Source organism: Gryllotalpicola kribbensis (assembly GCF_039538245.1).
GTDB classification, from domain to species: Bacteria; Actinomycetota; Actinomycetes; order Actinomycetales; family Microbacteriaceae; genus Gryllotalpicola; species Gryllotalpicola kribbensis.
In genome coordinates this window covers 126,483-138,824 of the sequence record NZ_BAABBX010000016.1, presented here as the reverse complement: position 1 = coordinate 138,824, position 12,342 = coordinate 126,483, and the positions used below count along the sequence as shown (strand labels likewise).

The window sequence follows — 12,342 nt, the reverse complement described above, 5'->3', positions numbered from 1 at the left end:
CATGCCTGAACCGACGCCCCAGACGAGCCCGAAGCCCCGCCTCGACCGTCAGCCGCTGTGGCGGCACATGCTCGGCGCGCAGCTGCGCACGCTACGGCACGGCCGTGACGAGACGCTCAGCGAGACGGCTCGCCGAGCGGGTGTCTCGACCCAATACCTCTCCGAGATCGAGCGCGGCGCCAAGGAGCCCTCGAGCGAGGTCATCGCCGCGGTCGCAGAGGCGCTCGACGTGACGCTGCTCGATCTGACGATCGCGGTGGCAGAGGGGCTGCGCGACGCGCAGACCGCTCCCGCTCGCGCGCCCCGCGGCCCGGCGCTCTTCGCGCTGGCCGCGTAGCCTGCGGCATCTTCACCGTCGCTCGATCACGTGGTCGATGAGGCCGTATGCCTGCGCAGCGGGCGCCGTGAAGATGCGGTCCCGGTCGGTGTCGGCCCGCAGAGTGGCGACCGACTGACCGGTGTGGCGAGACAGCACCTGCTCGAGGTCGGCCCGGATGCGGACGACCTCGTCGGCCTGCAGGATCAGGTCGGGAATCGCCCCGCGCCCCTGCGCCGCCGGCTGGTGCAGGATGACGCGGGTGTGCGGCAGAGCGGCGCGCTTCCCCGGTGCGCCGGCGGCGAGCAGCACCGCACCGACCGACACCGCCTCGCCGACACACGTCGTGGCGATCTGCGGGCGGATGTACTGCATGGTGTCGTAGACGGCGAGCATCGCGCTCGGGTCGCCGCCCTCGCAGTTGATGTAGAGCTGGACGTCGCTGTCGGGACTGTCCGACTCGAGGTGCAGCAGCTGGGCGATCAGGGCGTTCGCGACACCCGCGTCGATCGGTGTGCCGAGGTAGACGATGCGCTCGGTGAGCAGGTGCGAGTAGACGTCCATGATGCGCTCACCACGTGCGTCGCGTGCGATCACGTTCGGGATCGTGTAGCTGGTCATCGCAGCGCCCCTTCCTCGGCCGCGAAGCCGAGCCGCGAGCGGCCCGCGGGCACGATGTCGCCGAAGCTGTCGACGATGGCGTCGATGAAGCCGTAGTCGAGCGCCTGCTGTGCGGTGTACCAGCGATCGTGCAGCGAGTCCTCGAAGAGCCGCTCGAAGGGCTGCCCGGTGTCGTCGGCGATGAGACCGAGCACGGTGTCGCGCATCTGCCGAAGGTCGTCGGCCTGCATCTCGAGCTCGACGGCAGAGCCGGCGATGCCGGCCGAGCCCTGATGCATCAGGATGCGCGCGTGCGGCAGAGCTCGCCGCTTGCCCGGGGTGCCCGCCGACAGCAGGAACTGACCCGCGCTGGCCGCCATGCCGATGGCGAGTGTGGACACCTCGCACGGCACGAGCCGCATCACGTCCCTGATCGCGAGCATCGACGGCACCGAGCCGCCTGGCGAGTGGATCCAGAGTGCAATGTCGGACGCCGGGTCCTCCGCGGCGAGGCTCAGCATCGAGGTGGCGAGCAGCGTGCCGTTGTCGTCGTCGAGCGCGCCGTCGAGCACGAGCACCCGCTGCTCGTAGAGCTCGCGGCGCACGCGCTCGGTGAAGAGCGGGATCTTGGGTGCGTCATCTGTCATGACTCCACCCTCGCGAGAAGCAGATCGGCCCTGGGCGATTTCTGCCCAGGGCCGATCTGCTCGTGGCAGAGCGCTACGCGCCGACGAGCTCGGTCTCGGCCGACGGCGCGGCCTGCTGCGCTCGGATGGCGCGGTTCACAGCCGACACGATCGCCTTGAGGCTCGCGATCGACGTGTTGGCGTCGATGCCGACACCCCACAGCCGCGTTCCGTTCACGTCGAGGTCGACGTAGGAGGCCGCCTGCGCGTCGCCGCTCGCGCTCATCGTGTGCTCGACGTAGTCGTAGAGCGAGACGTGGATGCCCCGCTGCGCGAGCACGTTGATGAAGGCATCGATCGGGCCGTTGCCCTCGCCGCTCGCGATCTCGGTCTCGTCGCCGTCGCGCAGGCGGGCGGTGAAGAAGCACTCCCCCGTCGCCTCGCTGTCGATCTTCGTGCCGAGCAGCTCGAAGCGACCCCACTTCGCGTCGGCATCGGCCGCGGGCAGGTACTCGTCCTGGAAGACGGCCCAGAGCTCGTCGCTCGAGACCTCGCCGCCTTCGGCATCCGTCTTCACCTGCACCACGCCCGAGAACTCGATCTGCAGCATGCGCGGCAGGTCGAGAGCGTGGTCGGTCTTGAGCAGATATGCGACGCCGCCCTTGCCCGACTGCGAGTTCACGCGGATGACCGCCTCGTAGCTGCGGCCGAGGTCACGCGGGTCGACCGGCAGATAGGGCACGGCCCACTCGATCTCGTCCACCGAGACGCCGCGGGCTGCGGCATCCGACGCCATGCGCTCGAAGCCCTTCTTGATCGCGTCCTGGTGCGACCCCGAGAACGCAGTGAAGACCAGGTCGCCGCCCCAGGGCACGCGCTCGCCGACCGGCAGCTGGTTGCAGAACTCGACCGTGCGCTTGATGTCGTCGATGTCGCTGAAATCGATCTGCGGGTCGATGCCCTGCGTGAACAGGTTGACGCCCAGCGTGACAAGGTCGACGTTGCCGGTGCGCTCGCCGTTGCCGAAGAGGCAGCCCTCGATGCGGTCGGCGCCGGCCAGGTAGCCGAGCTCGGCGGCGGCAACCGCGGTGCCCCGGTCGTTGTGGGGGTGCAGCGAGAGGATGACGCTCTCGCGGTGGTTCAAGTGGCGCGACATCCACTCGATCGAGTCGGCGTAGACGTTGGGCGTCGCCATCTCGACCGTGGCGGGCAGGTTGATGATGACCTTGCGCTCGGGGGTCGGCTCGAAGACCTCGAGCACCTCGTTGCAGATCCGCGCGGCGACCTCGAGCTCGGTGCCCGTGTACGACTCGGGCGAGTACTCGTAGAACACCTGCGTCTCTGGGATCGTCTTCTCGTACTCGCGGCACAGCCGGGCGCCGGTCAGCGCGATGTCGATCACGCCCTGCACGTCGGTGCGGAACACGACGTCGCGCTGCAGGATGCTGGTCGAGTTGTACAGGTGGACGATCGCCTGCTTGGCCCCCGCGATCGCCTCGTAGGTGCGCTTGATCAGGTGCTCGCGGCTCTGCGTCAGGACCTGGATCGTGACGTCGTCGGGAATCGCGCCCTCATCGATCAGGCTGCGGACGAAATCGAAGTCGGTCTGCGAGGCGCTCGGGAACCCGACCTCGATCTCTTTGTAGCCGAGCTTCACGAGCAGGTCGAACATGATGCGCTTGCGCTCGGGGCTCATCGGGTCGATGAGCGCCTGGTTGCCATCGCGAAGGTCGACGGCGCACCAGCGCGGCGCCTCGGTGATGTGCTTGGTGGGCCAGGTGCGGTCGGGCAGGTCGACCTTGATCTGCTCGTGGAACGGGCGATAGCGGTGGATCGGCATCGCGCTCGGCTGCTGGGTGTTCTTCATCGCTTACAACTCTCTCGCTGTCGTTCTCAGGATGACTTCCTGAGCCGGAAAGAAGCCGACAGGAAACTCCGCGACGAGTCTGGCCTCTAGATCGAGGACTCGGCGCGGCAGCTAAGGAGGAGCTGGCCGAACATTGCGGAAAGGCTAACACGGCCCCTCACCCGACGGCGAGCACGGCGTCGCTGGTCAGCGGAGCGCCTCGCGAATGAGCAGGTCGAGCAACCGCGGGTAGGGAATGCCGATGGCGGCGAACATCTGGGGAACCTGCGACGCCGGCGAGAAGCCGGGCGTCGTGTTGACCTCGTTGAGCACCCAGCCGCGCTCGTCGAGGAAGAAGTCGAGCCGCGCGACGCCCCGGCAGCCCAGGCCGCGATAGAGCGCGACCGCGCCCTGCTCGAGCCGGCGGTGCTGCTGCGCGGTGATCGCTGCCGGAGTCTCGAAGGCGACCTCGCTCTCGTGCGCCGCGCCGTACTTGGCCTCGTAGTCGAAGAACCCGCGCGCCCGGATCTCGAGCGGCGGGCCGATCACGACGCCCTCGCGGGTCTCGAGCACGGCGATATCGATCTCACGACCGGTGATCAGCTCTTCGGCGAGCACGCGATCGCCCCAGCGGAACGCCTCGTCGAGCGCGGGTACGAGCGCGGCCGGCTCGCGCACCGGGGTCACGCCGCGGCTCGAACCGCCGTCGGCCGGCTTCACGACGACGGGGCCGGCCCACGCATAGGCATCGCGCGTGGCCCGGGTGAGCAGGGCGCCTGCGGCGGTGCGCAGGCCGATGGATGCCGCGAGCAGCTTGGTCGCGTGCTTGTCCATCGCCAGGGCCCCGGCGCTCACGCCGCTGCCGACATACGGGATTCCGGCGAGCTCGCACAGCGCCGCGATGGTGCCGTCCTCACCCGGGGCTCCGTGCACGAGCGGCAGCGCAACATGGCAGTCCCCCAACGCGGCGACGGCCTCGGAAAGCCGGGCGGGCTTGTCCCCGATGCGCCAGGACCCGTCCTGGGCGATCGTGAGCCGCACCGGCTCATAGCGGGTGGGGTCGAGCGCCGACGCGGCGGCCCGGGCGGAGGCGAGCGAGACCTCGTGCTCGCCGTTCGCGCCGCCGCCGATGACGGCGACCCTGGTCTTCTCGCTCACGATGCGGCCTTGACCGTCTCGGCGTGCGCGAGGCCCTCTGCCCGTTCGACCCTCTCGACCCGCCGGCCGATGCCGGTCAGGATCTCGTTGGGAATCGTTCCGCACCACGCGGCCCAGTCGGCGACGGTCGGCTCGCCCTGGTCGCCCGGCCCGAAGATCGTGACGAACTCCCCGGGCATCGCGTCTCCGTCAGCCCCCAGGTCGATGACGAGCTGGTCCATCGACACCCGCCCGACGATGCGCCGTCTGCGCCCGCGCACGAGGATCTCGGCGTCGGGGGCGACGGCGCGTGGAACCCCGTCGGCGTAACCGGCGGCGACGAGCGCGAGTGTGGTGTCCTGCGAGGTCACGGCGCTGTGGTCGTAGCCCACGGGAGTTCCGGCCGGCACCCGCCGCACATCGACGATCTGGCTCTGCAGCATCAGTGCTCCGCGCAGGGGCACGGTGCCGCTCGGGTCGATACCGACGAGCCCGGCACCCACCCGGCAGAGGGTGTGACGCGCAGCGGGCTGGGTCAACGTGGCGGCTGTCGCGGCGAGGTGACGCAGCGGCGCATGCAGCCGCGCGCTTGCGGTCGCGCGCACCGCCTTCAGGAATCGCGCGCGCTCGCGCCTGTTCGCAGCGGCACTCGGCGTGCTCGCGCAGCTCAAGTGACCCATCACGCCCACGACCTCGACGTCGCGCTCGGCCTGGGCAGCTGCCGCGAAGCCGAGCAGCTGCGGCCACAGTGCGGGCGCGCACCCCTCACGTGCCATGCCGCAGTCGATCTGCAGGTGGATCAGCGCGCGCCGACCGCTCCTGCGCGCCGCGCGGCGCACCGCGTCGAGTTGGGCGACGCCCGGAACCGCGATCTCCACCTCGGCGGCGATGGCGCCGGCGAAGTCGGCGTCGACAGTGTTCAGCCAGCTGAGGATGGGCGCCGAGAGGCCGGCGGCGCGCAGAGCCAGCGCCTCGGCGATGCTGGTCACCCCGAGACGGGTCGCGCCGTTCGCCAACGCCGTGCGCGCCACGAGCTCGGCGCCCGCACCGTATCCGTCGGCCTTGACGACGGCCATCAGCCGGCCGGGCATCAGAGCCGCGAAGTGGCGGGTGTTCGCGGCGATCGCCGAGCGGTCGACGACGAGTCGTGCGCCGGTCATGCCGCGTGCGCTTCCGTGATCGCGCCGTAGATGGCGTGGGAGTGACCGCCCATTGCGGCCCAGTAGCGGTCGCCGTAGCTCCAGTGCCACCACTCGGTCGGATAGTTCACGAGACCGGCGCCGCTGAGCGCAGCCGCCAGCCGGTCGCGGTTCGCGCGCGCCTGCGCACTGATGTTCGTCGCCGCGAAGTAGCACGCGCCCGCGCTCTGCTCGGGCGTCGCGTTGATCGGGGTGCCCAGGTCGAGCTCTTCCAGATCGGGCCCGACCAGCGTCAGGTCGACCGCGGCACCCGCCACGTGCGGCGCAACCCCCAGCGGTGCGACGAACCGGCTCGACAGGCGCGTGACCTCGGCACGATCGAGCTCGGGGTGCAGCCGGCGCAGCTCCGTGGCATACGTGTCGATGATGCGCAGCTGTGCATGTGCGCTGCGATGACCCTCGATGATCTTCGGCGACAGCCCGTCGCCGAGCGACATCGCCGCCTCGACGAGCCGGGCCGCAAGGCCGCGGCGCACCCGGACGACCCCGTCGACCGCGCCTGAGATCGACCCGCCGATGACCGCGGGGAAGCTGATGACGGGGTCGCCGCAGTCGGCGACGGGGACCTGCGCGACGCGGGGATCTGAGAGCAGAAGGACCATGCTTCGACGCTACGGACGGCGGCTTGGCCGGCGCGTCGGCCGCGGGTGGGCTTTCGCGTCATCCTCGAGGATGACGGCGCTCAGCCCTCGGGTGGGATTGCGTGCTCGTACGAGAACACGACGAGCTGGACCCGGTCCCGCAGGCCGAGTTTGGCCAGGACCCGGCTGATGTGCGTCTTGACCGTGGCCTCAGACAGATACTCCGAGCTCGCGATCTCGGCGTTCGACAGGCCCCGGGCGGCGAGCCGGAAGATCTCGCGCTCGCGCTGCGTGAGGTCGCTCCAGCCGGCGGTAACCTCGCGTCGGCCGCCGCCGTGACCGACGTGGGCGAACAGCTTCCGCGTGGCCGTCGCGGCGATCACCGCGTTCCCCTGGTGCACGGTGCGGATCGCGGCGAGCAGGAACTCCGGGTCGGCGTCCTTCAAGACGAAGCCGCTCGCACCGGCGCGGATCGCGCTCGCGGCGTTCTCGTCGAGATCGAAGGTCGTCAGCACGACGATGCGCGGCGGTTCGTAGCCGCCCGCGTCGGCATCGGCGAGGATGTCGCGTGTCGCCTGGATGCCGTCGCTGCGCGGCATCCTCACATCCATCAGCACGACGTCGGGCCGCGATCGTCCCGCCAATTCCCGGGCGGCCACGCCGTCGCCGGCCTCGCCCGCGAACACGAGGTCGGGCTGCGACTCGACCAGCATGCGGATGCCCGCGCGGAACAGCGCCTGATCGTCCACGAGCGCGACCCGGATGCCGGTCATGCGGCGCCCCCTTGCGGGATCCGGGCGCGCAACACGAACCGGCCGGCGCCGTCGGGCGTCGCGGTGAGGAAGCCGCCGGCGAGCTGTGCGCGCTCGTGCATGCCGGGCAGCCCGTGGCCCGGCGTCTGGCCGGGCGTGGGAGGCGCGCCGACGGCGTCGACGACCTCGTTGACCAGCTCGATGTGCACGGCATCGTCCGCCCAGAACAGCGTCAGATCGACCGGGCGTACCGGCGCTCCGTGCCGCAGCGCGTTGGTGAGCCCCTCCTGCATGATCCGGTAGGCGGCGATCTCGTGGCTCGCCCCGAGCGGCATGCGCGCGCCCGACTCGTGCACGCGCAGCTCGAGGCCCGCGCCGCGCAGCTGTTCGAACAGCGCGTCGAAGTCGACCACGGTCGGCTGCGGGGTCGAGCCTTCGTCATGACGCAGCTCGGCGAGCAGCATCCGCACCTCACCCAGCGCGTCGCGTGCGACTCCCGAGATCGTGCCGAGCGCCGTGACGGCGAGCTCGGGGCGCGTCTGAGCCGCGAACCGCGCGCCGTCGGCCTGCGCGATCACGACCGCGAGCGAGTGCGCGACGACGTCGTGCATGTCGCGCGCGATGCGATTGCGCTCCTGCTCGACGACGACGCGGTACTCGGCGATGTCGGCATCGTGGCGTGCCGCCTCCTCGCGGCGACTCGTCTCGCGACCGATGCGCATCGTGCGGGCGAGCTGACCGGAGACCCAGGAGAGGACGAGGAGCGCGAGGATGCCGGTGCCGACCGCCACCGCGTTGCGCAGCTGGTCGAGCAGCTCGCCCGGCGACGAGAGGAACGCGCTGAACCACGAGAACCTGAGCTGCAGGAACACCGTCGCGATGATCGCGCCGACGATGGCCGACGCCAGGCCGAGCCAGCGGACGACCTCGCCCCCGTACGCCGCGGTGGCGTACAGCACGACGCAGATGCCGAGGTCGTAGGCCGACGGACCGAGCCCGGCCGAGATCTGGATGAGCGCGGCCGCCCACGCGATGCCGAGCGCGAGGGCGGGTAACAGCCGGCGGAACGCGACGCCCGCGGAGGCGACCACGAGCGGCACGAGCAGGATCTTGCCGTCGTTGATCGTGAACACGACGCAGACGAGCGCGAACGCCCCGGCGATGCCGACGTCGACCGTCAGCTGCCGTCTGGTGAGTTCACGCACGGGTCAACGCTAGAGGCGCCGGGCACGGTCGGCGGGCAGGTGCGCCCGGAATCATCCGCTGGTCGTACGACTCAGAACCCCAGGCGGCCGAGCTGCTTCGGGTCGCTCTGCCAGTCCTTCGCGACCTTCACGTGGATCGAGAGGAACACCTTCCGGCCGAGCAGCGCCTCGATCTGCGCGCGCGCGTCGGCGCCGACCTGCTTGAGGCGCGCACCGCCGCGGCCGATGACGATCGCCTTCTGGCTGTCGCGCTCGACGAAGAGGTTCGCGTAGATCTCGACGAGGTCCTTGTCGTCGCGCTCGACCATGTCGTCGATCGTGACGGCGAGCGAGTGCGGCAGCTCTTCGCGCGCCTCTTCGAGCACGGCCTCTCGAACGAACTCGCCGATGCGGTCGATCGTGGCCTCGTCGGTGAGCTGCCCCGTGGGGTACAGCTGGGGCGAGGCGGGCAGCAGCTTCACGAGCTCGTCGACGAGCTCGTCGAGCTGGCGGCCTTTGACCGCCGAGATCGGGATGATGGCGTCCCAGTCGCGCAGCTTCGAGACGGCGAGCAGTTGCTCGGCGACGGCGGCCTTGCCCGCGACATCCGTCTTCGTCACGATCGCGACCTTCTTCGCGCGCGGCGCGCCCTCGATCCGCTCGACGATGAAGCGGTCGCCCGGGCCGACCTTCTCGTCGGCGGGGAAGCACATGCCGATCACGTCGACGGAGGCGAGCGTCTCTTCGACGAGCGCGTTGAGCCGCTCGCCGAGCAGGGTGCGGGGGCGATGCACGCCGGGGGTGTCGACGATCACGAGCTGCGCATCGGGGCGGTTCACGATGCCGCGGATCGCGCGGCGCGTCGTCTGCGGCTTCGACGAGGTGATCGCCACCTTCTCGCCGACGAGCGCGTTGGTCAGCGTCGACTTGCCGACGTTCGGGCGGCCCACGAAGCTGACGAAGCCGGCCTTGAAGGGCGTGCTGGCGGTGGTGTCACTCATCGTCATCAATGGTGGCACGCCGAACGAGCACGGTCGCGAGCCTTCCCCGGCGCCCCTGCGTGCGCTCGGCCGTGAGCTCGAGCCCGGTGACGACGGCGTGGTCGCCCGGATCGGGCAGCTTGTCGAGCGCCTTCGTGAGCAGCCCGCCGACCGAGTCGACGTCTTCGTCGTCGAGCTCGAGGTCGAACAGCTCCCCCAGCTCATCGGTCGACAGGCGGGCGCTGACGCGGAACGCCGTGCCCCCTTCGTCGAGCGGCTCCACGAGCGGCGCGCCCTTGTCGTACTCGTCGGTGATCTCGCCGACGAGCTCTTCGATGAGGTCCTCCATGGTGACGAGGCCCGCGATCCCGCCGTACTCGTCGACGACGAGCGCGAGATGGTTCTTCTCAAGCTGCATCTGGCGCAGCAGAGCATCGGCAGGCTTGGACTCTGGCACGAAGACGGCAGGGCGCTGCAGGGATGCCACGGCGGCGGCATCCGCCCCGCTGGGCCGCTCGTACACAAGCCGCGCGACGTCGCGCAGGTAGAGCACGCCCGTGACGTCGTCGGGCCCGTCGCCGATCACGGGCACGCGCGAGACGCCCCGGCCGAGGAACACGCTCATCGCGGCGGCGACCGTGGCGTCGGCATCCACCGTCACCATGTCGGTGCGCGGCACCATGACCTCGCGCACGAGCCGGTCGCCGAACTCGAACACCGAGTGGATCAGCTCGGCGTCCTGCTCCTCGAGCACGTCATGCGAGGCCGCGTCGTCGATCAGGTTGAGCAGCTGCTCCTCGCTGCCGACCGTCGAGCGGGCCCGCATCGGCGTCACCCGGTCACCGAGCGCGATGAGCAGGCCCGCCACGGGGCCGAGCACGGCGCGCAGAGCGACGACGAGCGGGCGCGCGAACGCGAGCAGCCGATCGGGGTGCGCGCGGCCGACGCTGCGGGGGCTCGTGCCGACGAGCACGAAGCTCACCCCGGTCATGATGAGCGCACTCACGATGAGGGCGAGCCACCAGTGGTCGAGCACGATGACGAAGCCCAGCGTGACGAGCACCGCGGCGGTCGTCTCGGCGACGACACGCACGAAGCCGACCGCGTTCTGGTCGCGGATGTCGCCGCTGGTGACCGCGAGCGCGGACTCCAGAGCGGCGAGGAAGCCGCCGAGCGCGACGAGGAGGAACGCGCCGACGAAGAGCAGGGCAGCGAACACCCGCGCCTACCGGCGACGTTCCTGCAGCGTGAAGCCCACGAGGATGTCGCGCTGGATGCCGAACATCTCGCGCTCCTCGGCGGGGTCCGCGTGGTCGAACCCCAGAAGATGCAGGATGCCGTGCGCGGTGAGCAGCTGCAGCTCCTCCTGCATGGCGTGGCCCGCGTTCTCAGCCTGCGTCTGCGCCACCTGCGGGCAAAGGACGACGTCGCCGAGCAGCCCGGCCGGCGTGGGCTGGTCCTCGGTGCCGGGGCGCAGCTCGTCCATCGGGAAGCTCAGGACGTCGGTGGGGCCCGGTTCGTCCATCCACTGCACGTGCAGCTGCTCCATTGCGGCCTCATCGACGAGCACGATCGCGAGCTCGGCCTCCGGGCTCACGTGCATGGCGTCGAGCGCGTAGCTCGCGAGGCGCTGCAGCGCCGCCTCGTCGACCTCGATCGCCGACTCGTTGTTCACTTCAATGGTCATTCGTCAGCTCTTCGGCCTTCTGGGTCGGAGGGAGGGGTCGGCGGCGCGCCGCTCGGCGCGGTTCGCGAAGTCGCGCGCCTGCTCGCGCTCGAAGTGCTTCGCCTGCTGCTTCTGGTCGTACTCGGTGTAGGCGTCGACGATGCGGCCGACGAGGCTGTGCCGCACGACGTCCTCACTCGTCAGGTACGAGAACTCGATGTCGTCAATGTCCTTGAGGACACGGGTGACGAGGCGAAGACCGGATGCCCCCGCAGGAAGGTCGATCTGCGTGACATCCCCCGTGATCACCATGTGCGAGCCGAAGCCGAGCCGCGTCAGGAACATCTTCATCTGCTCGGGCGTCGTGTTCTGCGCCTCGTCGAGCACCACGAACGACGAGTTCAGCGTGCGGCCGCGCATGTAGGCGAGCGGGGCGACCTCGATCGTGCCCGCGGCGAGCAGCTTGGGCACGAGCTCGGGGTCCATCATCTCGTTGAGCGCGTCGTAGAGCGGGCGCAGATAGGGGTCGATCTTGTCGGTGAGCGTGCCCGGCAGATAGCCGAGCCGCTCCCCCGCCTCGATGGCCGGCCGCGACAGGATGATGCGGTCGACCTCCTTGCGCTGCAGCGCCTGCACGGCCTTCGCCATCGCCAGGTAGGTCTTGCCTGTGCCCGCGGGGCCGATGCCGAACACGATGGTGTTCTCGTCGATCGCGTGCACGTAGTCGGCCTGGCCGGGGGTCATCGGCCGGATCGTCTTCCCGCGCACCTGGAGGATCGACTCGCCGAGCACCGCGCTCGGGCTGAGGCCCGCGTCGACCATCTGGCGGCCCCGGCCGACCTCGGCGGGGTGCAGGTCGTGGCCGTTCTTCACGAGGGCGATGAGCTCTTCGACGAGCGTTCGAGCGCTCGCGACCTGCGCGGGGTCGCCGACGAGGGTGAGCTCGTTCCCGCGCACGTGCACCTGCACGGCCGGGTACTGCTTCTCGAGCGTCGACAGCAGCCGATCCTGCGGGCCGAGCAGCCGCACCATCGCGACGCCGTCGATCTCGAGGTGCGCTTCGGCGTTGGCGCCTGCGCCGGGAACAGGGATGTCAGAGTTGGGCAAGAGAGCCTTCCGTCAAGCCGCCGGCGAGAACGTGCGCGTGCACGTGGAACACGGTCTGACCCGCGCCCTCGCCGGTGTTGAAGATGAGTCGGTAGTCGCCGTCGGCGAGGTCCGCGGCGAGCCGCTGCGCGGTCGCGACGAGCTCGGCGAGCAGTTCGGGGTCGCCCGCGGCGAGCTCGCCGACGTTCGCGTACTGCTCGGTCTTCGGCACGACGAGCACGTGCACGGGCGCCTGCGGGTTGATGTCTCTGAAGGCGATCAGCCGGTCGGAGTCGTAGACGACGTCGGCGGGGATCTCGCCCGCGATGATGCGGGAGAAGACGGACGGGGCGCGATCGCTCATGTACT

Annotated in this window: 14 protein-coding genes; 1 reads left to right on the top strand and 13 read right to left on the bottom strand. The window is 70.3% G+C overall.

Annotated elements, in window-relative coordinates; all coding sequences use genetic code 11:
• Position 1 precedes the first annotated feature (1 nt).
• Positions 2–337: a helix-turn-helix domain-containing protein gene (locus tag ABD716_RS12945; RefSeq protein ID WP_344777532.1), complete on the top strand. Its 336-nt coding sequence runs from the start codon at positions 2–4 to the stop codon at positions 335–337.
• A gap of 12 nt (positions 338–349) precedes the next feature.
• Here the strand turns inward: ABD716_RS12945 and ABD716_RS12940 are convergent, their stop codons facing one another.
• The 13 genes from ABD716_RS12940 to ABD716_RS12880 form a co-directional block, all read right to left on the bottom strand.
• The gene (locus ABD716_RS12940; protein ID WP_344777530.1) at positions 350–937 is read right to left on the bottom strand and encodes a ClpP family protease; all 588 of its coding nucleotides are present in this window, start codon (positions 935–937) and stop codon (positions 350–352) included.
• Positions 934–1,563: a ClpP family protease gene (locus tag ABD716_RS12935; protein ID WP_344777528.1), complete on the bottom strand. Its 630-nt coding sequence runs from the start codon at positions 1,561–1,563 to the stop codon at positions 934–936. Before ABD716_RS12935 ends, ABD716_RS12940 begins: the two co-directional genes overlap by 4 nt.
• 73 nt (positions 1,564–1,636) lie before the next feature.
• Complete coding sequence (gene leuA / locus ABD716_RS12930) at positions 1,637–3,409, bottom strand: 2-isopropylmalate synthase (RefSeq protein ID WP_344777526.1); 1,773 nt, start codon at positions 3,407–3,409, stop codon at positions 1,637–1,639.
• 186 nt (positions 3,410–3,595) lie between these two features.
• A complete protein-coding gene (locus tag ABD716_RS12925) occupies positions 3,596–4,546 on the bottom strand; it encodes a D-alanine--D-alanine ligase family protein (protein ID WP_344777524.1) in 951 nt (316 codons plus the stop codon).
• Entirely contained in the window at positions 4,543–5,685 is a 1,143-nt protein-coding gene (gene alr / locus ABD716_RS12920) for an alanine racemase (RefSeq protein ID WP_344777522.1), read from the bottom strand. The genes ABD716_RS12925 and alr overlap by 4 nt, the downstream gene beginning before the upstream one ends.
• Positions 5,682–6,326, bottom strand: coding sequence for a M15 family metallopeptidase (locus ABD716_RS12915; protein WP_344777520.1), 645 nt, complete (start codon positions 6,324–6,326; stop codon positions 5,682–5,684). Before ABD716_RS12915 ends, alr begins: the two co-directional genes overlap by 4 nt.
• An 80-nt stretch (positions 6,327–6,406) precedes the next feature.
• Entirely contained in the window at positions 6,407–7,078 is a 672-nt protein-coding gene (locus ABD716_RS12910; protein WP_344777518.1) for a response regulator, read from the bottom strand.
• Positions 7,075–8,262, bottom strand: a complete 1,188-nt coding sequence (locus tag ABD716_RS12905) for a sensor histidine kinase (RefSeq protein WP_344777516.1) — start codon at positions 8,260–8,262, stop codon at positions 7,075–7,077. Before ABD716_RS12905 ends, ABD716_RS12910 begins: the two co-directional genes overlap by 4 nt.
• Before the next feature lie 71 nt (positions 8,263–8,333).
• Positions 8,334–9,248, bottom strand: a complete 915-nt coding sequence (gene era / locus ABD716_RS12900; protein WP_425553453.1) for a GTPase Era — start codon at positions 9,246–9,248, stop codon at positions 8,334–8,336.
• A complete protein-coding gene (locus ABD716_RS12895; RefSeq protein ID WP_344777512.1) occupies positions 9,235–10,440 on the bottom strand; it encodes a hemolysin family protein in 1,206 nt (401 codons plus the stop codon). The genes era and ABD716_RS12895 overlap by 14 nt, the downstream gene beginning before the upstream one ends.
• A 6-nt stretch (positions 10,441–10,446) precedes the next feature.
• Positions 10,447–10,908, bottom strand: coding sequence for an rRNA maturation RNase YbeY (gene ybeY / locus ABD716_RS12890; RefSeq protein WP_344777510.1), 462 nt, complete (start codon positions 10,906–10,908; stop codon positions 10,447–10,449).
• A gap of 3 nt (positions 10,909–10,911) precedes the next feature.
• A complete protein-coding gene (locus tag ABD716_RS12885) occupies positions 10,912–11,919 on the bottom strand; it encodes a PhoH family protein (protein ID WP_344778400.1) in 1,008 nt (335 codons plus the stop codon).
• Between the two features lie 61 nt (positions 11,920–11,980).
• On the bottom strand, positions 11,981–12,337 hold the full coding sequence (locus ABD716_RS12880; protein ID WP_344777508.1) for a histidine triad nucleotide-binding protein: 357 nt from the start codon (positions 12,335–12,337) through the stop codon (positions 11,981–11,983).
• Positions 12,338–12,342 lie beyond the last annotated feature (5 nt).

Bases quoted from the DNA above. Each gene is read 5' to 3' on its own strand.
- ABD716_RS12945 (WP_344777532.1), top strand. From the start codon at position 2: ATGCCTGAACCGACGCCCCAGACGAGCCCGAAGCCCCGCCTCGACCGT.
- ABD716_RS12940 (WP_344777530.1), bottom strand. From the start codon at position 937: ATGACCAGCTACACGATCCCGAACGTGATCGCACGCGACGCACGTGGT.
- ABD716_RS12935 (WP_344777528.1), bottom strand. From the start codon at position 1,563: ATGACAGATGACGCACCCAAGATCCCGCTCTTCACCGAGCGCGTGCGC.
- leuA (WP_344777526.1), bottom strand. From the start codon at position 3,409: ATGAAGAACACCCAGCAGCCGAGCGCGATGCCGATCCACCGCTATCGC.
- alr (WP_344777522.1), bottom strand. From the start codon at position 5,685: ATGACCGGCGCACGACTCGTCGTCGACCGCTCGGCGATCGCCGCGAAC.
- ABD716_RS12915 (WP_344777520.1), bottom strand. From the start codon at position 6,326: ATGGTCCTTCTGCTCTCAGATCCCCGCGTCGCGCAGGTCCCCGTCGCC.
- ABD716_RS12910 (WP_344777518.1), bottom strand. From the start codon at position 7,078: ATGACCGGCATCCGGGTCGCGCTCGTGGACGATCAGGCGCTGTTCCGC.
- era (WP_425553453.1), bottom strand. From the start codon at position 9,248: ATGACGATGAGTGACACCACCGCCAGCACGCCCTTCAAGGCCGGCTTC.
- ybeY (WP_344777510.1), bottom strand. From the start codon at position 10,908: ATGACCATTGAAGTGAACAACGAGTCGGCGATCGAGGTCGACGAGGCG.
- ABD716_RS12885 (WP_344778400.1), bottom strand. From the start codon at position 11,919: ATGGTGCGGCTGCTCGGCCCGCAGGATCGGCTGCTGTCGACGCTCGAG.
- ABD716_RS12880 (WP_344777508.1), bottom strand. From the start codon at position 12,337: ATGAGCGATCGCGCCCCGTCCGTCTTCTCCCGCATCATCGCGGGCGAG.